Origin of the sequence: Dongia sp. (genome assembly GCF_041918875.1) — a bacterium.
In the GTDB taxonomy this organism is placed as follows: domain Bacteria; phylum Pseudomonadota; class Alphaproteobacteria; order Dongiales; family Dongiaceae; genus Dongia.
The window spans coordinates 131,095-151,609 of the sequence record NZ_JAYRUV010000011.1 but is presented as its reverse complement, the minus strand read 5'-3'; the positions used below and the strand labels follow the sequence as shown (position 1 = coordinate 151,609).

17 protein-coding genes are annotated in these 20,515 nt (G+C 65.3%); 1 reads left to right on the top strand and 16 read right to left on the bottom strand.

What is annotated here, in order from left to right; all coding sequences use genetic code 11:
- Position 1: 1 nt before the first annotated feature.
- From ACE3TY_RS13425 to ACE3TY_RS13410, 4 genes are all read right to left on the bottom strand, one after another.
- The gene (locus ACE3TY_RS13425; protein WP_374653729.1) at positions 2-856 is read right to left on the bottom strand and encodes a fumarylacetoacetate hydrolase family protein; all 855 of its coding nucleotides are present in this window, start codon (positions 854-856) and stop codon (positions 2-4) included.
- Positions 857-882: 26 nt separating this feature from the next.
- Positions 883-1,782 carry a hypothetical protein gene (locus tag ACE3TY_RS13420; RefSeq protein ID WP_374653727.1) on the bottom strand — a complete coding sequence of 300 codons (900 nt, stop codon included), beginning with the start codon at positions 1,780-1,782 and terminating at the stop codon, positions 883-885.
- Positions 1,779-3,236 carry an aldehyde dehydrogenase gene (locus ACE3TY_RS13415; protein WP_374653725.1) on the bottom strand — a complete coding sequence of 486 codons (1,458 nt, stop codon included), beginning with the start codon at positions 3,234-3,236 and terminating at the stop codon, positions 1,779-1,781. Before ACE3TY_RS13415 ends, ACE3TY_RS13420 begins: the two co-directional genes overlap by 4 nt.
- A 92-nt stretch (positions 3,237-3,328) precedes the next feature.
- The gene (locus ACE3TY_RS13410; RefSeq protein ID WP_374653723.1) at positions 3,329-3,922 is read right to left on the bottom strand and encodes a MarR family winged helix-turn-helix transcriptional regulator; all 594 of its coding nucleotides are present in this window, start codon (positions 3,920-3,922) and stop codon (positions 3,329-3,331) included.
- Positions 3,923-4,244: 322 nt separating this feature from the next.
- Here ACE3TY_RS13410 and ACE3TY_RS13405 point away from each other — a divergent pair, with 322 nt between their 5' ends.
- Positions 4,245-5,699: an APC family permease gene (locus ACE3TY_RS13405; RefSeq protein WP_374653721.1), complete on the top strand. Its 1,455-nt coding sequence runs from the start codon at positions 4,245-4,247 to the stop codon at positions 5,697-5,699.
- 77 nt (positions 5,700-5,776) lie between these two features.
- Here the strand turns inward: ACE3TY_RS13405 and ACE3TY_RS13400 are convergent, their stop codons facing one another.
- The 12 genes from ACE3TY_RS13400 to ACE3TY_RS13345 all read right to left on the bottom strand — a co-directional run bounded on the left by ACE3TY_RS13400 (position 5,777) and on the right by ACE3TY_RS13345 (position 20,427).
- A complete protein-coding gene (locus ACE3TY_RS13400) occupies positions 5,777-7,261 on the bottom strand; it encodes an SRPBCC family protein (protein WP_374653719.1) in 1,485 nt (494 codons plus the stop codon).
- 171 nt (positions 7,262-7,432) lie between these two features.
- The gene (locus ACE3TY_RS13395; RefSeq protein WP_374653717.1) at positions 7,433-7,870 is read right to left on the bottom strand and encodes an SRPBCC family protein; all 438 of its coding nucleotides are present in this window, start codon (positions 7,868-7,870) and stop codon (positions 7,433-7,435) included.
- Positions 7,871-7,883: 13 nt separating this feature from the next.
- Positions 7,884-10,091, bottom strand: a complete 2,208-nt coding sequence (locus tag ACE3TY_RS13390) for a flotillin domain-containing protein (protein WP_374653715.1) — start codon at positions 10,089-10,091, stop codon at positions 7,884-7,886.
- Between the two features lie 13 nt (positions 10,092-10,104).
- Positions 10,105-10,944: a phosphoenolpyruvate hydrolase family protein gene (locus tag ACE3TY_RS13385; protein WP_374653713.1), complete on the bottom strand. Its 840-nt coding sequence runs from the start codon at positions 10,942-10,944 to the stop codon at positions 10,105-10,107.
- A gap of 5 nt (positions 10,945-10,949) precedes the next feature.
- Positions 10,950-13,169, bottom strand: a complete 2,220-nt coding sequence (locus ACE3TY_RS13380) for an ABC transporter permease (protein WP_374653711.1) — start codon at positions 13,167-13,169, stop codon at positions 10,950-10,952.
- Positions 13,162-13,944, bottom strand: coding sequence for an ABC transporter ATP-binding protein (locus ACE3TY_RS13375; RefSeq protein WP_374653709.1), 783 nt, complete (start codon positions 13,942-13,944; stop codon positions 13,162-13,164). Before ACE3TY_RS13375 ends, ACE3TY_RS13380 begins: the two co-directional genes overlap by 8 nt.
- A 25-nt stretch (positions 13,945-13,969) precedes the next feature.
- On the bottom strand, positions 13,970-15,208 hold the full coding sequence (locus ACE3TY_RS13370; RefSeq protein WP_374653707.1) for an ABC transporter substrate-binding protein: 1,239 nt from the start codon (positions 15,206-15,208) through the stop codon (positions 13,970-13,972).
- 48 nt (positions 15,209-15,256) lie between these two features.
- Positions 15,257-16,303, bottom strand: a complete 1,047-nt coding sequence (locus tag ACE3TY_RS13365; protein WP_374653705.1) for a branched-chain amino acid ABC transporter permease — start codon at positions 16,301-16,303, stop codon at positions 15,257-15,259.
- 10 nt (positions 16,304-16,313) lie between these two features.
- Positions 16,314-17,312, bottom strand: coding sequence for a branched-chain amino acid ABC transporter permease (locus ACE3TY_RS13360; protein ID WP_374653703.1), 999 nt, complete (start codon positions 17,310-17,312; stop codon positions 16,314-16,316).
- Positions 17,313-17,324: 12 nt separating this feature from the next.
- On the bottom strand, positions 17,325-18,674 hold the full coding sequence (locus tag ACE3TY_RS13355; protein WP_374653701.1) for an amidohydrolase family protein: 1,350 nt from the start codon (positions 18,672-18,674) through the stop codon (positions 17,325-17,327).
- Positions 18,675-18,784: 110 nt separating this feature from the next.
- Positions 18,785-19,558, bottom strand: a complete 774-nt coding sequence (locus ACE3TY_RS13350) for an alpha/beta fold hydrolase (RefSeq protein WP_374653699.1) — start codon at positions 19,556-19,558, stop codon at positions 18,785-18,787.
- Entirely contained in the window at positions 19,555-20,427 is an 873-nt protein-coding gene (locus ACE3TY_RS13345) for a fumarylacetoacetate hydrolase family protein (protein ID WP_374653697.1), read from the bottom strand. The genes ACE3TY_RS13350 and ACE3TY_RS13345 overlap by 4 nt, the downstream gene beginning before the upstream one ends.
- Positions 20,428-20,515: the final 88 nt, after the last annotated feature.

The following is a 20,515-nucleotide window of genomic DNA, read 5'->3' as shown; positions in this document are numbered from 1 at the left end:
CCTATTGGCCGGGTTTCTTGGGCGCGCGGATGCCGCGGAATTCCCAATCGCCGCCGAGCGCGGTCGAGAGCACTTCCTCGGACTCGGTGGGCTGCGCCCCCAATTCGGCGCGGATCGGTTCCGGTCCTTCGACGATGCGGTTGGAGAGCGTCCCCAAGCCTTCGACCTCGACCTCGACCAGGTCGCCGGGCGCGACGGGCCGCGAATTGGCGGGCGTCCCGGAGAGCAGCACGTCACCCGGCTCCAGCGTGATGTTGCGGGCGATATCGGCCACCAGATAGTGCATGTCCCAGGTCATTTCGGCCGTGTTACCGTCCTGCACCACCTTGCCGTTGACATAGGTGCGCAGGGATTTGTTGTGGAAGTCCCAGCCGGTGACGAAACCCGGCCCCAGCGGGCAGAGCGTGTCGCTGCCCTTGACGCGCAGCATGGAGCCAGCGTCGGTGTCGCGGAAATCGTGAAGGCCGAAATCGTTGGCGATCGTGTAGCCGGCGATATAGGCCCCGGCTTCGGTCTGGGAAATGTTGCGGGCGCGCTTGCCGATGACGATGGCGACCTCGCCCTCATAGTTCAGCCATTTGCAACCCCGGGGGCGCACGATGTCGCCATTATGGGAATTGAGCGAAGAGGTCGGTTTCTGAAAATAAGTCGGCGTGGCGGAGAGCTTGATCTGGAATTCGTGGACGCGGCTCACATGGTTCAAGTGCACGGCGATGATCTTGCCAGGCTGCACGGGCGGCAGATGGATGGCGTTCTTGATGGCGACACGGCGGCCGTCGCGGGCCACCAGCGCGTCGCCCTGGCGCTCGGTTTCGACCACGGCGCCCCCTAAGAGAATGCGTCTATATTCGGTCACTGTTCCCTCCCCTGTCCGCCGCTTGGCTATTCGGCGGCCTTGTTCTTTTTCGTCCAGCCGCCCGCCGGGCGGTCGAACCAGATATGCACCTGGCCGGTGCCGATCGAATTTTCATAGTCGCTGAAGAGGCGGCCGGGGGCGATGAGGTCCTCCTCGCCCAGCGCTGCCGCCATCATCAGGTAATGGCCGAAATTGGCCTCCGGCTTGAATTTCAGGAATTCCGGCATCGCGCGCAGAACATCGGCATGGTTGCCGGCCTTGAACCAGTCGATGCGCGTGAGGTCGGCGGCCGAATGGTCGGGGCTGAAAATATGCTCGACCCCCGCCGCCTCATGCGCGCGCAGTTTCTGCAGCGGCCAGAATTTGTGGCTCATGGCGCCGGACGCCAGCAGCAGCACGCGCTTATCCGATTCGGCGATCGCCTCGCCCAGCGCCCGGCCCACGCGCAGGAAATCCTCGGTCTCGCCAGTCTGGGCGCAGCTCATGGAGAGCCAGGCCTCGGCTCCCTTCTGCAGATAGCTCGCCACATTGACGGTCGCATATTGGATGGGCAGGCACGGATCGGCGATGGGCGTGATCCAGGTGCCGTGCTTGCCGGCCTTGCTGGCGACCAGCTCGGCAAAGGCCGGATCGCCAGGGAGATCGTAGGGCACCTGGCTCATGCCGCGCGGCAGTTCGTCCGACGTATATCTGCCAGCGCGGCGCTGGGCCGAGGTGATGACGAATTCGACCGTGGTGAACCAGTGCGAATCGAGCACGATCACCGTGTCGTAATCGAGCTCGTCCAGCACCTCGTGCCGCAGGCGCCGAAAGCCTTCGACGACGGTGAAATCCTTACCGTTGTTGAGCTCGTGGCGGATGCCCACCGGCAGCATGACGGTGGGAACATGGGCGACAAGCCCGCAGCCGACGACTTCACCCATCATTTCCTCCAGCCCTGCGCGGCAAAGACGCTGTTCTTGACGTCGCAATAGAAATCGAACGACCAGGTACCGCCCTCGCGGCCGATGCCGGACTTGCCGTTGCCGCCGAAGGCCTGCCTGAGATCGCGCACGAAGAAGCAATTGTTCCAGACGAGGCCGGCATTCACCTGGCTTGTCACGCGCTCGGCGCGCCGCCGGTCGCCGGTCATGACCACGGCAGCGAGACCGTATTCGGTATCGTTGGCCATGGCGACGGCCTGTTCCTCATCCTTGAAGGATTGGATGCACAGCACGGGCCCGAACACTTCCTCGCGCAGGATCTCGGAACCGGGCTCCGGATCGGCAAAAAGGGTCGGCCGGAAATAGAGGCCACCCAGATCCTTATTGGGTTCCCCGCCGATGAGCGGCTTCATGCCGGCGGCCTTGGCGCGCTCGACGAAGCCGGAGACGCGTTCGAAATGCGGGCGGCTGATCTGCGGGCCGATGTCGGTCGCTTCGTCGCGCGGATCGCCCTGGTGGATCTTCCGCGCCTTCTCGATGAAGGCTTCCTGGAATTTCGCGCGGAGGCTCTCCTCGACCAGGATGCGCGTGCCGGCGAGGCAGACTTGCCCCGCATTGTCGAACTGGCCGATGGCCGTGTCGACAGCGAGGTCGAAATCGCAATCGGCGAAGACGATGAAGGGCGATTTGCCGCCAAGCTCGAAGGAGAGCGGCACGAGGTTGGGGGCGGCCGCCGCGGCGATGGTGCGCGCGGTCGGGACCGAGCCGGTAAAGCTCAAGCGCCGGACCTTGGGGTGGCGCGAGAGAGCGGCACCCGCTTCGCGGCCCAAGCCCTGCACGACGTTGAAGACGCCGGCCGGCAAGCCCGCTTCCGCCGTGATATCGGCAAGAAGCGAGGCCGTGAGCGGTGCCCATTCCGGCGGCTTGTAAACGACCGTGCAGCCGGCGGCGAGGGCCGGTGCAATGCGCCAGGTGCCCAGCATCAAAGGCGCATTCCACGGCGTGATGATGCCGGCCACACCGCTGGGATCGTAGGAGATATGGTTGCGGTGCCCGCGCACGTCGAAATCGGGATGGTGGAGTTCCTTCAGCCAGTCGGCGAAGAAGCGGAAATTCATGGCGACGCGCGGCATCACGCCCTTGCGATGCGAGCGCAGCAGCGAGCCATTGTCGCGCGTTTCCACCACGGCGAGCTGTTCGACCCGGGCCTCGACGATATCGGCGATTCCGTGCAGATAGGCGGCGCGCTCTGCCGGGCTGGTCTTCTTCCAGTCTTGGAAGGCGGCATTGGCGGCCGTCACCGCCTGGTCGATTTCGCCGGCACCGCCGGCCGAAACGTCGGCAATTCCCCGCTCGTCGATCGGCGAAATGCTGGCGAACGATTTGGCGCCGCCGACGCGTTCGCCGCCGATCCAGTGGCGAACGTCAACCTCAACCCCTTCGACCAGCGCCTTCATGCCACTGCCGCTCCCCGCAAAAATCGTTCGACATCGAATAATTATGCGAAGCGTTCTCGCCGAGTCAAGCGTCGGCCGCGACCGATCGTCGCTTATTCGGATTCGTTCATGCCGTCGAGGTCGGCGATGGTGGCAAGGATAAGGCGGATGGCATCGGTCGCCGCCTGAATCTGCTTCGGGCCGAGGCGCGCGACGATGCGCGTTTCCTCCGCATTGAACTTCGGAAAGAGGCTGCTGATGAGCTCGGCGCCCGACGCGGTGAGGTTGACGATGACGAGGCGGCGCTCCAGCTCGTTGGTGCGCCGGCGCACCAGCTTGCGCCCCTCCAGCATGTTGAGAATCGAGGAGAGCGTGCTCTTGGCGACGCCCGCTTCCGCCGCCAGGCGCCGGGTTTCCAGCTCGCCATAGATCCACAGGCACCACAAGGTAACGAAGGCGGACCAGTGCAAATCGGCCTCTCCGAGGATCGCGCGTTCGAAATGATCGCGGATGAAGCCGGAGGCGCGGTGGATGTTGGAGACGAGCGCCATCGATTCGAGATTGATGCGCAGGCCCGCCACCCGTTTCTCGCCGAGGACTTCAGCGAGCGGCTTCCTGCTCCGTTTTCGCGGCGCAGCGGACGAAACAGGCGATCTGGCTTGCGGATCGGCGGCACCCTTCGCAGTCGCAGCAGCGCGGGCGGGCATTCGTCGGTCTTTGGTCAAGCGCGGAACTCCGATCGATTGGTCAGGTTTGTGGGCGTGTCGGCGCCCCTTATAGCACCCTCCGCGCCCGCCCTTAAGAGCTCAATCGAGATGCGACAATTTCCCATCTTGATCTCTTGCCATGGATTTTCATTCGCGTTATCGTTCGATATCGAATGAATAACGAAGACCGTCGCGCCCGGGAAGCCCCCGGGCGGAAACGGTCCGGTGCGGCCCGCGGGAGAGCCTCCCGCGCCGGCCGGTGAACAGGGTTGCGGCGGGCACGAGATCGTTCGGTCCCGCCAGCGTCATCAGGAGGGGAAGAATGACCGATATCACTACCACCGACAGGCTGCGTCGGGACGCGCTGGGCGTCGCCGCCGTGACCTTCTTCGTCGTTTCGGCGGCGGCACCGCTGACCGCGGTCGCCGGCGGCTATCCGATCGCCATGCTGCTGGGCAACGGCGTCGGCGTGCCGCTGGCCGTGCTTGTCGTCATGGCGATCCTGCTGATCTTCTCGGTGGGCTACACGACGATGGCGCGGCACATCTCGAATGCCGGCTCGTTCTTCGCCTTCACCTCGCGGGGGCTCGGCGGCGTCATGGGCGGGGCCGCGGCCTATATCGCAGTGCTGGCCTACAATGCGATGCAGATCGGGCTTTACGGCCTGTTCGGCGCCGTGACGGCGGGCGTCCTCGGCGATGGCGGCGTCTTCGGCGAGAGCGGCATCAACCTGCCCTGGTGGGTGTGGTCGCTGGCATCGTGGGCGCTGGTCGGAACCTTCGGCTATCTGAAGATCGACCTTTCCGCCAAGATCCTGGCCATCCTGGTCGCCGCCGAATACCTGATCGTCGTCCTGCTCGACTTCGCCATCCTGGGCAATGGCGGGCCGGAGGGCATCAGCACCACCAGCTTCACGCCCGCCGCCTTCATGACCGGGGAACCGATCATCGGCATGCTGCTGTGCTTTGCCGCCTTCATGGGTTTCGAGGCGACCACGATCTACAGCGAAGAGGCCCGCGATCCGGTGCGCACCGTGCCGCGCGCCACATACCTGTCGGTCCTGGTGATCGGCATCTTCTATGCCTTTTCCACCTGGTGCATGGTGATCGGGGCCGGCGAGAGCAAGCTGATGGAGACCCTGGGCGGCCTGCCCGACCCGACCGTCTTCATCTTCATCCTGTCCGAGCAATATGCCGGCGGCCTCGTCACCACGATCATCAGCGTATTGCTGATCTCCAGCGTGTTTGCGGCACTCCTCGCCTTCCACAACGCCGCCGCGCGCTACTTCTATGTCCTGGGCCGCGAGGGCCTGCTGCCGGCGCATCTGGGCAAGACGCATGACGAGCATCAAAGCCCGCATATCGGATCGGTATTGCAGACGGTGCTCGGCGTCGTCGTGCTGGCGATCTTCATCGTAACGGAAACGGATCCGGTGCTGGGCCTCTTCGCCTGGCTCACCAACCTGGCGACGCTCAGCGTCATCGCCCTGATGGCCATCGTCTCCTTCGCGGTGGTCGTTTTCTTTCGCCGTCATCCGCAATTGGAAGGAAACGCGCTGAGCACCGTGCTGGCGCCGCTGGCGGCCGGCGCCCTGCTCGCCGTCATCGCCTATCAGGTCGTGACGCATTTCGAGGTGTTGACGGGTGCCTCGCCGGCGCTGGCCATCGGCCTCCCCATCCTGGTGCCGATCGCCGGCGTGCTGGGCGCGCTCGTCGCCTTCCAGATGAAGCAATCTGGCAGCGCGCGCTTCGCGCAACTGGGTGCGCATCGGGACTGAAGGGCGGCTTTCCTAGCGACTGAGCGGGCGGGCGGCGCTGGCTGCCCGCCCGCTTTCTCTTTCCCCCCTTCTCCCTTTCAAGGCACCAGCACGATGGAGCCGATATTGGCGCGGGTTCCCAATTGCCGGTGCGCCGTGGCGGCATCCGACAGGGGGAACGCCGTGATTCGCGGTGCCACCACGCCCCGCCGGATGAAGTCGAACAGACGATGGGCGCGGTCCTCGATCTCGCGGCGGCTCGCCATGTAATGGGCGAGGTTGGGTCGCGACAGGGTCAGCGCATTGTCGGCCAGGGCGTCGAGGTTGCGCAGGCCCAGCGGCCCGGAACTCTGCCCATAGACGATGAGATGACCACGCGGGGCCAGGAGCGAGAGCGACTCCTCATAGGTGTCGCGGCCGATACCGTCGAAGACGGCATCGATGGTGCCGGCGAGGTCGCGCATTTCGTCGGCGCCGCGCGTCACGATGACATCGTTGCAGCCGGCCGTCCTGGCTGCCTCGGCCTTGTCGGCGCTGGAGACGGCGCCGATGACATGGGCCCCGGCCGCGCGGGCCATCTGGGCGAGGATCATGCCGACACCGCCGGCGGCGGCGCGGATGAAGATGCGCTCGCCCGCGCGCAAGGGGTGGACGTCGTGGAGGAGCGCGTCGGCCATGAGGCCCTTGAGGAACGTCGCCGCGGCGACCTCGGCGTCGATATCGTCCGGCAGCGGGACGGCGATCCCGGCCGGCAGCAGACGGTGGCCGGCATAGGCACCGAGCGGCATGCCGGCATAGACCACGCGCATGCCGGGCCGCAGGTCCGCGACATCCGGGCCGATTTCCGTGACGATGCCCGCGGCTTCGACCCCGGGAATGCCGGGAAGCGCCAGCATCGGGAAGTCGCCGGCGCGGCAGTGAAGGTCGAGGAAATTGACGCCGATGGCGTCGTGGCGCAAGCGGATTTCGCCAGCGGCCGGCGGTGGCACGTCGATCTCGACGGGCTCCAGCACCTCCGGTCCGCCATGGTTGCGCACGATGATGGCCTGCGAGCACAGCGTCGCGGCCGGGCTGATGGAAGCCGACGGTGCGGGAGTTGATGTCACGGGCGGAACATGGATCGCCTGTGGCGTTCCTTGCCGCGTGCCGCCGAAATGCGCCTGCAGGGCGGCAATGCCGGCCTCATAGATGGCGGTGGCCACAAGCTGCGTCAGCGATTGCGCCTGGGCCGGCGGCGGATCGAAGCGCGATTCCCAGGTGATGAGGCAGCGATTGCCATCGGTCACCGGACGCAGGCGCAGATGCGCCACGTAATCGTTGAGCGGCAAGGGTGCCTCGAGCAGGCAATAGCTGATTTCCATGTCGCGGTCGGAGAGCGAGAGCAATTGTTCGCGCAGATATCCGCCATCCCGCAGGCGGAAGGCGCGGATGCCGCCGACGAGATCGCCGGGCTCGCCCGCCTCCACCCGGCTGCTGGCGACCGCCGGGTGCCATTGGTCGTGGCTGTTGAAGTCGCGCAGCAGGTGCCAGACATCGGCGGCCGGCGCATCGATCACCGCGCTGCGCATGATCCGGACGGTCATGATGCCGCCGGAGCGGCAGCGTCGGCATGTCCCTCACCCCAACCCTCTCCCCACTTCGTGGGGCGAGGGAGTTCGCCGCGAAGCTCAGTCAAGGCTCCCTCGCCCCGCGGCAGCGGGGAGAGGGCGGGGGGTGAGGGGGCGCGCTGCTTGTCCATTCCGTGTCTGCGATTCTCAGCGGCCCAGCTTGCCTTGCAGGGAGCGGAAGGCGGATTGGAACACGTTTTGTCCGATATGCTGCACCAGTTCGGCGGTGCGGTTGGCCGCGCAATCGAATTCGGCGCTCCATTCGGCGAAGGTGCGGTTGCCATCGGTGACGGGAATGAGCTTCAGCGTCGCCACGTAATTCTCGACGCCCATCGGGCTTTCCAGGATCGAATAGGTCATGGAGAAGTCGAAATCGGAGAGCGCCAGCAGCCGCTCGCGGATGCGACCACCGTCCTTCAGGGTGAAATTGCGGATGCAGCCGACCTTGTCGGCGGGCTGGTTCTGCTCGATGCGGCTCTCCGCCACGAAAGGCGTCCAGCCGGCAAGGCCGTTGAAGTCGCGGATGCGCGCCCAGGCCTCCGCCACGGGCGCGTCGAGGATGCTGGAGATATAGACCTTGGCCAAGCCGGCCTCCTCTTTAGCGGTCGTCGTCGCGGTCGTCGCGACCTTGTTCCGCCTCGCTTTTCGACTTGTCCTTGTCCTTCTTGCGGTTGCGGGTGAGGGAGTCGATATCCTTGGCATCGCGCAACACATCGGTCATGCGGCCGATGGAACCGCCTTCGATGCCGACCTCCTTCATCAGGCTGTCGATCATGGGCGCCTGCACGCGGTAACGGAGGGCACTGTCGATCACCTCATCGGTGACGTTCTTGCCCTTGCCGTCGCCGCCGCCACCCAGTCCGTCGACATGCAGGATCTTGATGGCCTCGATCTTTTCCATGGGCCTCGTGCTTTCGCGCACGATGCCTTCGATCTTGTCGAGGAGGCGCATGCGTGCCCGCGAGGCGCGCGCGGCATCGGTAAGAACGTTCTCGGCCTCGTTGGTCTTGCGCTGGCCCTCGGCATCGACGGCGTATTTCTTGGCGGCCGCCTCGGAGCGGATCGCGGTCGCGTCGGCTTCCGCCTTTGCCGCGATGCGCTGGGCCTCGGCGAAGGCGCCGGCCGCGTCCTTCTCCGCCTCGGCCTTGGCGGTGAGCGTGAGATGCGCGCGTTCGGCCTCGCGCGCGGCGGCGATAAGGTCCATCTCCTTCCGGCGCTCGGCTATTTCGCGCTCGCGCGTGGTGAAGGCCTGTTCCTCGGCGAGGATCGCTTCCGACCGGGCAGCTTCCGCCTTGGCGATGGCGGCCGAGCGTTCGCGGCTCTTATCGGCCAGGGTGATCGCCTTTTCAATCTCGGCCAGTTCCAGCGCCTTGTCGCGCTCGATGGTGAGCTTGCGGATGTCGCGGTCGCGCACCACGCGGGCCTCCTCGATGCCGCGTTCGGTGGCGATGCGGGCACGCTCGACCTCCTCGCCGGCGGCGATCTCGGCTTCCTCGAAGGCCTGGCGCTTGGCGATTTCGAGTGCTTGCAGCGCCTGTTCGCGCTCGACCCGGGCGGAATCGAGCATGCGCTCGCGGCCCACGCGTTCGCGCTCGATCTCGGCATTAGCCGAGATTTCAGCCTGTTTGCGTTCAGCCTCGGCGCGGGTCACTTCGACGCCCTTCGCCGCCAGGGCGATTTCGCGCTCGCGCTCGGCGATTTCGACGGCCATGCGGCGGGCCACTTCGAGCTGCTCCTGCTCGCGCTGGCGCTGGATGCGTTCCTTCTCGATGGCGAGGTCGAGGGCGATCTCCTCGCGCTCGGTCTTCTCGCGGCTGCGGAGTTCGCTTTCCTGGACGGCGCGCCGGCGTGCGATCTCGCGCTTCTGCAGCTCCTCTTCCGAGGCGATGCGGCTTTCGGCGACCGCGCGTTCCTGGGCGATGCGGGTCTTTTCGGTGGCTTCGCTCGCCGCCAATTGGGCCTGGGCCGCTTCCTGATCGCGCAAGGCACGCTCGCGGGCAAGCTCGGCGCGCTGGACGGCGCGGCGGATTTCGAGCTCGCGCTCCTGCTCGATGCGGGCATATTCGCTTTCGCGGTCGATTTCCAGCACGCGGCGTTCGGATTCCAGATTCTGGTTGCGGATCTCGATCATGGTCTGCTGTTCGATCTGGTTGCGCATCTTGCGGCGCATCTCGATCGCCTCGGTAAGCTGGGTCAGGCCCTGAGCATCGAAGGCATTGGAGGGGTCGAAGAATTCGAGGCTGGTCTGGTCGAGATCGACCAGGGCGACGTTCTCGAGTTCGAGCCCGTTCTGCGACAGCGCCTCGGCCGCCTGCTCGCGCACGCGGGCCATGAACTGGCCGCGCCGCTCGTGGATTTCCTCCAGCGTCATCTCGGCCGCCACCGTGCGCAGGGCCGAGGAGAACTTGCCTTCGAAGAGGGCGCGGATATCGTCGGGCTCCATGGCGCGGCGGCCCAGGGTCTGCGCCGCGAGGGCCACGGAAACCGGGGTGGGCTGCACGCGCAGGAAGAATTCGGCGATGAGGTCGATGCGCATGCGGTCGCGAGTGATGAGGGCGTTCGATTGTCCGCGCCGCACCTCGACTCGCATCACGTTCATGTTGACGGGCGTCACCTCATGCAGGACCGGGATGACGAAGGCGCCGCCATTGATCACCACCTTCTCGCCACCGAAGCCGGTGCGCACGAAGGCCGTCTCCTTGATCGAACGGCGATAGAGCCAGCGCAGCAGATAGCCGCCGATCACCACGACGATCGCCAGCGCTATCAGCCAGAGAATGACCGATCCCAGGATCTGCGTTGCCATGATTACCTCTCCCTCACCCTTGAATTCGCCGGATCGCCTTGAAGCGCCGCGTCTGTTCGACCAAGGCCCGCTCCGTCGGCAGCCGCTCCATCGAGGAGGCGCCGTAGAAGCCGTGGCAGTTCTGCGTGTTCTTCAGGACGAATTCGGCATCGGCCGGTTCGGCCACGGGGCCGCCATGCACCAGCACGATGATGTCGGGACGCGCTTTCCTTGCCGCTTCCGCCCATTCATCCACCAGAGCCGGGCAATCGGCAAGTTTAAGCGCGGTCTCGGCGCCGATCGCGCCGCCGGTGGTGAGACCCAGATGGCAGACGATGATGTCGGCCCCGGCCCTGGCCATCGCTTCCGCCTCGCCGGCGTTGAAGACGTAAGGGGTGGTCAGCATGTCCTTCCCGTGGGCGAGCTTGATGAGATCGACTTCGAGCCCATAGGACATGCCGGTCTCTTCGAGATTGGCGCGGAAGGTGCCGTCGATGAGACCCACGGTCGGGAAGTTCTGCACGCCGGAAAAACCCACCGCCTTGAGGTCGTCGAGGAACTTGTCGAAATGGCAGAAGGGGTCGGTGCCGTTGACGCCGGCCAGCACGGGCGTCTTCTTCGTCACCGGCAATACCTCGGCCGCCATCTCCATGACGATCTCGTTGGCGTTGCCATAGGCGAGTAGTCCCGCGAGCGAGCCGCGCCCGGCCATGCGATAGCGACCGGAATTGTAGATGACGATGAGGTCGATGCCGCCCGCCTCCTCGCATTTGGCGGAAAGGCCGGTGCCGGCGCCACCGCCGACGATCGGTTCTCGCCGCGCGATCATGCCACGGAACTTCTCCAGCAATGCCGCACGTTCGATGCGTGCCATGATATTCAGGCCCTCTTCTTCATGGGGATGGCGATTTCGCGATAGGCTCGCGCGAGGGCGGCCACAAAATCGGCATCGTTGATATGCGCCTTGACGCGGATGAGGCGGCGCTGCCCGTTCTGCTGCAGGTTCGCTTCGATCGCCTCGAACAGCGCGCGGTCGGCATCCGGATCCCAGAAGGCCTTGCCCGGCGCATCGAGTGCCGAAACGCCGCCCTCGGGGATGAGAAAGCGCACCGGCCCCTGCATCTGGTTGAGACGTTCGGCGATCCAGCGGCCGGCGGCGGCATTTTCCTCGCGCGTCGTGCGCATCAATGTGACGTTCTGATTGTGGACCACGAAATTGCGGCCGCGGAACTTTTCCGGCACCGTCTCGCGCGGCCCGAAATTGACCATGTCGAGGGCGCCGACCGACCCGACATAGGGGATGCGCTGACGGATGAAGGCGCCGAAGCGGTCCGTCGTCGCCGGAAAGACGCCGCCCACCAGCATGTCGGCCACCTCCGTCGTGGTGACGTCGATGGCGCCGGCAAGCAGGCCGGAATCGGCCAGAGCCTCCATCGAGCGGCCGCCGATGCCGGTGGCGTGGAAGACGAGGCAGTCGTGATCGTTCTGCAGCAGGGCGGTCAGCGCCTGGACGCAGGGGGTGGTGACGCCGAACATGGTGATGCCGATGGCGGGCTTCGACGCAGCCTCATGCGCCGTGCTCTGAAGGGAGCCCGCCATCATGCCGGCCAGGGCATGGGCGCCGTTCTTGAGTATCCGCTCGGTGATAAGGTTGAGGCCCTGAATGTCGGCGACGGAGGGCAGCATGAGGATGTCGCTGGCGCCGACATAATGCGCGACCTGGCCCGAGGCCACGGTCGAGATCATGACCTTGGGGAGGCCGACGGGCAAACGCCGCATGCCGGATGTGGCCAGCGACGTGCCGCCGGAACCGCCGGCCGAGATGATGCCGCCGATGTCGCGCTGGCGGTGGATCCAATGTTCGAAAGCCACGGCCATCGCCTCGACCGACTGGCCACGGTCGCCGGTGAAGACGGCGTTGCTCCCGCGCGGATGGGAAATGGCCACCTCCTGCGGGCTGACATCGGCGCTGGATGGCTTGCCGGAGGTCGAGAGATCGACCATGCGCGTGCGAACGCCGAGATCGCGCAGGGCATCACGCAGATATTTGAGCTCCCGCCCCTTGGTATCGAAAGTGCCGACGATGAGCGCCGTGCGGCCCATGCGCGCCTCGCGCGGCATGCGCAGGATGGCCGGCGCCGACTCGTCGCCCTCCTTCGCGGCCGAAGGGACTGGACGCACGCCTTGCGACAACTCGGCTTCGGTCAAGGACCAGCGATTTGGCATATGGCGCATGGTGCGGATATTGCCGCCGGTTTCCACCGGCAGCAGGGGCACGGCCTGGCCTTGGCGCACGACGCGGAACACTTCAGCCACACGCTCCGGCGTGTCGCCGGCACCTTCGGGTGCCGCTTCGACCGGCTCGTCGGCATGGCGGCCGACACCGAGCAGCCGCTGCTGCAGGTCGCGGTCATGCGCCAGTTCGCTCGACGGCATGATGCGGTTGATGCGGCCGTTCATCATGATGGCGACATTTTCGGCGACCGAGGTGGCGACACCGATATTCTGCTCGATGAGGAGGACGGCAATGTCGCCCTCCTCCGCCAGCTGGGTCAGCATCGCCGCCACCTGGTCGACGATGACCGGTGCCAAGCCTTCCGTCGGCTCGTCCATGATGAGGAGATGCGGGTTGCCGAGCAGCGCCCGGGAGATGGCCAGCATCTGCTGCTCGCCGCCCGAAAGCTGCGCGCCGCCATTGTTGCGACGCTCGGCAAGGCGCGGGAACGTCTGATAGACGCGGGCGACGGTCCACAGCGCATCGCGCCCGCCGCGTGCCGCCAGGCGCAGATGCTCATCGACCGAGAGGCTGCGCCAGACGCGGCGGCCCTGCGGCACATAGCCGACGCCGAGACGGGCGATCTCATGCGGCTCCAGCCCGCCGATCTCGCGGCCCAGGACATTGATCGAGCCCGACCTGGCACGCTTCAGCCCCATGATCGTGTTGCAGAGCGTGGTCTTGCCCATGCCGTTGCGGCCGACGATGGAGAGGATGCGCCCCTCCAGCGCCAGATCGACACCCTGGATGGCGTGGGATTCGCCGTAATAGACGTGAAGATCGCGGATGCGCAGCGGGATCGCGTGGGGGGATGCCTTAGCCATGGCCACCTCCCAGATAGATCTCCTGCACCTCTGGGTCGTTTTCAATCTCGCTCGGCGTGCCCTCTTTGAAGATGCGGCCGTTATGCATCATCGTTACCCGTTCCGAAACGCGCAGGGCCACGTCGAGATCGTGCTCGATGATGATGTAGCCGATATGGCTGGGGAGCGAGGTGAGGATGTTGATGAGGTCGCGGCGCTCCGCCGGTGACAGGCCGGCGGCGGGTTCGTCGAACAGGATGAAACGCGGCGCACCGGCCAAGGCGAGGCCCAATTCCAGCTGACGCTGCTGGCCATGGCTGAGCGACGAGACCAGCGCATTGCGGCTCTCCTCCAGCTTCACGGCGCGCAAAATCCGCTCCGCCTGCTCCATCGTGGCATCATCGCGCCTGGGACGGAGCAGCGAGAAGCGCCGGCGCGACACGCCGCGGCAGGCGAGGAAGATATTGTCGAGCACATTCAATCCGCCGAAAAGCAGCGAGATCTGATAGGTGCGCCGGAGGCCCCGGCGGATGCGCTCGAAAGCCGCGAAATTGGTGATGTCCTCGCCGAAGAAGCGGATATAGCCGGCCGAGGGCGGGAAGTCGCCGGTGATGACGTTGAACAAGGTGGTCTTGCCGGCACCGTTGGAGCCCAGCACCGCGCGGCGTTCGCCGGCGCGCACCGTCATGGTGATATCGGCAAGGGCCGCGAGGGCACCGAAGCGGCGGCCGATGCCGAAGAGCTCCAGCGCATAGGCGCCGCTCTCTCCCAGCAGATTGTCGGCAGTTTCCGCCATCTTCGGTGCCTCTATACGCTCGGGCTTACTTGCAGTCCGGATTGTCGCGCGTGGCCGGACCGATCTTGAGGAACTCCTCCTCCGGCTCGCCCAGCGTCTGGTTGACGCCCTGCGCGATCTTGATGACCTTGTTGCGCAAGGTGCCGCCATCATCGACCACTTCGGTGACGAAGATGTCGGCCACGGCATTGCGGTTATGGTCGAGCTTCACCGGACCCGTCGGTGTTTCGAAGGAGAGGCCGGCCAGGGTCTCGCGGAACTTCTTGCCGCCGTCGGAGAGATCGCCGCCCACCTTCTCCAGCGCCAGCAGCGCCGCCTTGGTGTTGATGTAATAAGCGTGGGCGAAGAGCGAGGGGGCCGGGAAGCCGTCCGGGAACGCCTTCTTGTAATCCTCGGTGAACTTCACCCAGCGCGGATCGTCCCAGGTATCGGCGGTGGGGCCAGCCGCCACGGTGCCGATCACGGCATCGCGGATGGCGCCCTTGGAACCCAGCACCGTCTGGTCCACGGTGATCGAGCCACCGATCAGCGGCGCCTGGCCGCCCGATTGCTGGTACTGGGTAAGGAAGTTGATGGCGTCGGCACCACCCAAGGCAACGTAGATCGCATCGACATCATCGGGGATCGAGGCGATGACGGAGGAGAAATCCTTGTTGCCGATGGGCACCCACAATTTGGTCGGCACCTTGCCGCCCGCCTTGCAGAAGGGCAGCATGAAGCCTTCGACCTGGCTGTAGGGGAAGGAATAATCCTCGGCCACCACGGCCACCGATTTGTAGCCTTTTTCGCTATAGGCATACTCGCCGAGGCCCGCCATCCATTGAACACCGTCGGTCGAGAAGCGGAAGAAGTTCTCGGCCGGGCTGAACAAGGTCGTGTCCTGTGCCGCCGACGAGCCGTTGATGAAGGTCACGCCGGGCTGGGTCTTGGCATAATCCTTGACCGCGATCCCTTCCGAGCCGGAGAGCGGACCGACCAGTACCTGCACGCCGCCCTGCTCGACCAGCTTGCGCGTGGCCTTCAAGGCGCTTTCCGGCGAGGCATCGGACGAACCGGTCTGCAATTCGATCTTCTTGCCGGCGACCGTGTAATTGACTTCCTGCAGCGCCAGCTTCAGGCCGCGCATACTATCTTCGCCGAGCACGGTGAAGGCGCCTTCCAAGGTGGCGAGGCCGCCCATCTTGATGACATCTTCGGCCTGAGCACCCGACGACAGGGCGGTAAGAGCGACCGCCGCCGCCAGGATATGTCTTCTGCTAAGCATCGCGTTTCCTCCAGTTGGTTTGTTTTTCATGCCTTTGTCCTCCCAGCTTCAGTTCCCTTGGCTGCGGCGGGAGGATGGACGCAGCGATTTATTGACCCCGACGGCCTTGAGCTTTTCCCACAAGCCCAGGATGCCGTCGGGCGAAAAGAAGATGACCGCCAGGAAGACGAGGCCGATCACCGTGTTGAACCGTTCCGGATTGAGGAGATCGATGGCGAAATTCTGCAGCAGCACGAAGAGGAGCGCGCCAAGATAGGGCCCGATCGGCCGGCGGATACCGCCCACCACGGCGATCACCAGGACATTGACGGCGGCATTGACGTCGAGCGTGCCGGGCGTGATCTGGCCGTTGAACCAGACCAGCAGCACGCCGGAGGTGGCGGCGATGATACCGGCGAGGAAGAAGGCGAAGATGCGGTGCGCCGCGACATCGAAGCCAATGGCACGCACGCGGCGCGGATTGTCGCGGATCGCCTGCAGGCTGAGGCCGAAAGTCGAGCGGTGCGCGTACGTGACAGCGGCATAGAAGAAGGCGGCGACGGCCAGCGACAGGTAATAGAACGGCATGGGGTCGCGCCAGTCGATGCCCCAGAATGCGGGAGCCGGCACGCCGTGGAAGCCATTGAAGCCGTTGAAGAGCGCATAGTTCTGGCGCGCGAAATAGAAGAAGGCGGTGGCGATGGCCAGCGTGATCATGATCATGTAGATGCCGGCAGTGCGCACGGCGAGCGCGCCGATGAGCGTGCTGGCCAGCGCTCCCATGGCGATGGCGACAGGTGCCGCCAGCCACCAGGGCCAGCCCAGCCCCATGACGCCCGATGAATTGATGCCGAAGATGGCGAAAGTGTAGCCGGCGATGCCGGCCACCGTCATCTGGCTGAGGCTGACCATGCCGCCATAGCCGGCCAGCACCATCAGCGACAGCGCGATGGTGCCCATGATGAGCGTGTAGGCGCCGACCTGGAAGGTGAAGAAAGGCGAGGCGACGAAGGGATAGAGCAGCAGGGCGATGCCGAGCAGCACATGGCCCGCATCGAGCCGGAAGCGCGCCGTCGGCGCGGCGCCGGGGCCGGCGATCGCATCGAGGATGCTCATGACGGGCTCCTCATGCGGGCCGGCCCATGATGCCCTGGGGCCGCACGGCGAGCACCACGACCATGATGACGAAGGTCAGCACCACGCCATAGGTCGGGAAATAGGCAAGGCCGATCTGCTCGGCCAGGCCGATGATGAGGGCGCCGATGGCGGCACCCGGGATCGACCCCATGCCGCCGACGATGACCACCACCAGCGAGGCCAGCAGATAGCGCACGTCTTCGCCGGGCGCGATGGAAAGGGCCGTGCCGCCGACGACGCCGGCAAAGCCCGCGAGCCCCGCGCCGATGGCGAAGACGATGGCGAAGACCAAATGGACATTGACGCCGTTCGCCGCGAGCATGGCCCGGTCGTCGACGCCGGCGCGGATCATCATGCCGATGCGCGTGCGGTTGAGTAGCAGCCACAAGGCGATGCCGATGGCCACCGCCGCCGCCAGCACGATGAGGCGATAGAGCGGATACATCATGACGACGGCGGTGCCGTTCGACTTCACCGCCGTCACGATCGGCGTCGCCACGGCACCGTCGATCCAACTGGGAATGGTGAACTGATAGGTATTGCCGGACCAGATGGCCAGCATCAGATCGGCGCCGACGATGGAGATGCCGATCGTGACCAGCGTTTGCCGCAGATCGTCGCCCTCCATGCGGCGGAAGACGAAGACCTGCATGAGCACGCCGGCCATGGCGGCACCCAGGAATCCGGCGGCGACACCCAGCAGCCATGATCCCGTCCAATCGGCCACGTCATAGCCGATATAGGCGCCGAAAAGATAAAGCGAGCCATGCGCCAGATTGACGTTGCGCATCAGCCCGAAGACGAGCGTGAAGCCGCTCGCCACCAGGAAATAGAGACCGCCCACCGTGACGCCGTTGAAGATGGTGTTGACCAGCACCTTCTTCGGGCCGATGAGCGCCACCAGCCAGGCCGGCCACAGCGCCAGGAACAGCCACAGGATCAGGGCTGCCAGCACGACACAGAGGAGAATGGCGACCGGGTGCTTCACGAAAGATGCGCCTCAGGCCGTCAGGCGCCGACGCTGTTCCTGCGTCTGCGGCCGCTTATGAAACTTGCCGTCCTTCATGATCGCGAGCAGCCTGCCCTTGTCCTGCAGCACGCGGACATTGGCGGCCGGGTCGCCATCGACCAGCAGCAGGTCGGCCAGATACCCTTCGCGGACCTGGCCCAGTTCGTGGCCCATGCCCATGATCTCGCCGCCCAAACGGGTGCCGGCGATGATGGCTTCCATCGGCGAGAAGCCCAGCATATCGACGAAGATTTCAAGGTCCTTGGCATTGGTGCCCTGCGGCGTCCAGGCAAATCCGTAATCGCCGCCGATCAGGACCTTGATGCCACGGCGATGCATCTTGCGCGTGGTTTCGATCGCCGTTTCCAACTCGCGTTCATAAAGCATCGAAATATGCGAGCCGGGCTTGACGCCATATTCGCCGGCATGCCGCGCCGTGCCGACCAGCCAGGCAAGGCCGGGGGCCACGAAATGCTTATCCTTGGCGGCTTCGAGCATGTCGAGCGTCTGCTCGTCGCAGAAGGAGGCGTGGTAGATGATCTCGATGCCGTGGCGGATGCATTGCTGCACCGATTTCGACGAGCGTGCGTGGGCGGCGAGCGTCTTGTTGCGGGCGCGCGCTTCCTGCGCCGCCATGGCGACTTCTTCCTCCGACATCGGCGTTTCCTCGGCGCCCATGCCGGTGATCTCCTCGCCGGAGAGGTTGAGCTTGATCGTGTCGACGCCGTATTTGATGAGCGTGCGCACCGTCGCGCGCACTTCCTCAGGCCCGGAGACGACCATGCCGAGATTGAGGCCGGGATGCGGCATGTGCGGCAAAGTGAAATCGCCGAGGCCACCCACGGTCGTGATTTCCGGTCCCGCCGCCGTGTAGCGCGGGCCGGGCAGGCGGCCGGCATTGATGAAATCGCGTACCGCCACATCGAGGCGGGGCTTGGCGGCCGCGGCACCACGGCCGGCGGTGAAGCCGGCATCCAGCACGATCCTGGCCATTTCGGCGGTGACGAGCGTGTGTTCCTCGACCGGCATCTTCTGGATGGGGTCGATACCGGGCGCATTGTTCCAGGAAAGATGCAGATGCGCGTCGATGAGGCCCGGCATCAGGGTGGCGCCCATGCCGTCAATGGTGGTCGTACCCCCGCCGAGCGTGCCCCCAGCGCTGCCGCCGAAGCGGGAACTGCCCTTGGTCACCTGCTTGATGCGGTTGCCCTGCACCAGCACTTCGCCGGTATAGGGATAGTCGCCCGACCCGTCGAGGATGCGCACATTCGTGAAAAGGACGGAATCGGAATCCCGCCCGTTCGACCCCCAGCGATTGCCGGAGCTGCCATTGTCCGCCATGAAGCCCTCCCAGACTTTCCTTGTCGCCCCTCTCGGCTCTCGGCGCTGTCGCGCCGGATGCTCTTCTTCAAAGGGCCGACTGCAAACACTTAAGTTAAGCACATCTCCCTTCAGACGCGCCTCAGGAAATTAGCTATCTTTTCACAGCATTCAGCGGGTTTCTCGACTGTGGCCCAGTGGCCACAACGATCGAGCAGATGCATGCTGGCGCCGGCAACACGGTCGCCGATGAGCTGCGCCATGCTGGGCGGCGCCACCACGTCGGAATCGCCCGTGACCAGCAAGGTCGGCGCCTTGATGCGCTTGTGATCGACTGCCTGGAATTTGGCCAGCGCCTCGCAATGCTTGGCGTAGCCCAGCGGGTCCTGGCGCATGATGGTCTCGCGCACGAAGGCGATGGCGGCCGGTCGGGCCGCTTTCGTTTCCGCCGAAACGGTCGCGTTAATGATCTGCTCGGCGATCGGTTCCATGCCCTGCTCGCGCGCCAGGCGTGCGCGCGCCGTCAGGCCAGTGCGGGCGGCTTCGGGCGGTTCCACCAGGGCGCCGAACAGGGAAAGCGACAGCACGCAGGCGCCATGCTCCACCGCGATCTGCTGACAGATCAGCGTCCCCATGGAATGGCCGACGAAATGTGCCCTTTCAACGCCCAGCGTCCTTGTCGCCGAAAGCACCGCACTGGTGAATTTCTCAATGCTGAGATCGTCTTGCGGCACGCGCGAGCGGCCGGCGCCGGGCAGATCGATGCGGATGATGCGAAAGCCCGCAAGGGCGTTCATCAGGGGCTGGAAGGTGTTGCTGGTGCCGCCGAGCCCATGAATCATCACCACCGGCTGACCTTCGCCGGCTACCTCCGCCGTGATCTGGCCGAGATCGACGCTGCTCATGCGGCGATATCCTCGAAGCGGTTTTCGAGCGCGCCGATCCCCTCGATCTCGACCCGCACCACATCGCCGGACTTCAGGTAACGCGGCGGGCTGAAACCGATGCCGACGCCGGCCGGGGTGCCCGTGGCGATGATATCGCCCGGTTGCAGGCTCAATCCGGCGGAAATGGTGGCGATCAGGGTCGGCACGTCGAAGATCAGCAGGCTGGTGTTGGAATTCTGCCGCAGATCGCCGTTGACGAAGCAGCGGATGGCCGTGTTGCCGATGTCGATCTCGTCCCTGGTGACGGCCCAGGGGCCCATCGGACAGAAGGTGTCCTGCGATTTCCCCACCAGCCATTGGCTGTAGCGCCCCTGCAGGTCGCGCGCCGTCACATCGTTGACGATGGTATAGCCCCAGACATGGTCGAGGGCCTTTTCCTTGGGAATGCCGCGCCCGCCCTTGCCGATGATGACCGCCAGTTCCGCTTCGTAATCGATGGCGGTCGAAACCTTGGCATCGATCAGGACCTTTGCCTGGTTGGGGACGACCGTCTCCGGCACCTTGGAGAAGATGATCGGTTCCTTCGGCACGGCGCCGGCGGCGGCGCTGGAATCGAAGCCGCTCCTGGCGAACTCATGGGCATGTTCGTGATAATTCTTGCCGACGCAGAAGATGTTGCGGCGCGGGCGCGGCACCGGCGCTTCCAGCAAGACGCGGTCGAGGGCAATCGGCGACAGGGTTGCCGGGAGCGAGCCGCGTTCGATCAGCGCCAGGATGCCGTCGCGCGCGGCATCGGCCGGCAGGTCGAACGGCCGGACTTGGCCGGCGGCGAGGTCAACGAGACCGACGCGGCGCTCTCCGCCCACGGAGAAGGTGGCAATGCGCATGAATTCCTCCCGGGAACCTATTTGAGCCATTCGGCGTCTGATTGGTCCAAGTTAAGAGCTACCCTGCGCCAATAGCAAGACCAATTCG

Bases quoted from the DNA above. Each gene is read 5' to 3' on its own strand.
- ACE3TY_RS13420 (WP_374653727.1), bottom strand. From the start codon at position 1,782: ATGATGGGTGAAGTCGTCGGCTGCGGGCTTGTCGCCCATGTTCCCACC.
- ACE3TY_RS13415 (WP_374653725.1), bottom strand. From the start codon at position 3,236: ATGAAGGCGCTGGTCGAAGGGGTTGAGGTTGACGTTCGCCACTGGATC.
- ACE3TY_RS13410 (WP_374653723.1), bottom strand. From the start codon at position 3,922: ATGCCCGCCCGCGCTGCTGCGACTGCGAAGGGTGCCGCCGATCCGCAA.
- ACE3TY_RS13405 (WP_374653721.1), top strand. From the start codon at position 4,245: ATGACCGATATCACTACCACCGACAGGCTGCGTCGGGACGCGCTGGGC.
- ACE3TY_RS13400 (WP_374653719.1), bottom strand. From the start codon at position 7,261: ATGACCGTCCGGATCATGCGCAGCGCGGTGATCGATGCGCCGGCCGCC.
- ACE3TY_RS13390 (WP_374653715.1), bottom strand. From the start codon at position 10,091: ATGGCAACGCAGATCCTGGGATCGGTCATTCTCTGGCTGATAGCGCTG.
- ACE3TY_RS13385 (WP_374653713.1), bottom strand. From the start codon at position 10,944: ATGGCACGCATCGAACGTGCGGCATTGCTGGAGAAGTTCCGTGGCATG.
- ACE3TY_RS13380 (WP_374653711.1), bottom strand. From the start codon at position 13,169: ATGGCTAAGGCATCCCCCCACGCGATCCCGCTGCGCATCCGCGATCTT.
- ACE3TY_RS13375 (WP_374653709.1), bottom strand. From the start codon at position 13,944: ATGGCGGAAACTGCCGACAATCTGCTGGGAGAGAGCGGCGCCTATGCG.
- ACE3TY_RS13370 (WP_374653707.1), bottom strand. From the start codon at position 15,208: ATGCTTAGCAGAAGACATATCCTGGCGGCGGCGGTCGCTCTTACCGCC.
- ACE3TY_RS13365 (WP_374653705.1), bottom strand. From the start codon at position 16,303: ATGAGCATCCTCGATGCGATCGCCGGCCCCGGCGCCGCGCCGACGGCG.
- ACE3TY_RS13355 (WP_374653701.1), bottom strand. From the start codon at position 18,674: ATGGCGGACAATGGCAGCTCCGGCAATCGCTGGGGGTCGAACGGGCGG.
- ACE3TY_RS13350 (WP_374653699.1), bottom strand. From the start codon at position 19,558: ATGAGCAGCGTCGATCTCGGCCAGATCACGGCGGAGGTAGCCGGCGAA.
- ACE3TY_RS13345 (WP_374653697.1), bottom strand. From the start codon at position 20,427: ATGCGCATTGCCACCTTCTCCGTGGGCGGAGAGCGCCGCGTCGGTCTC.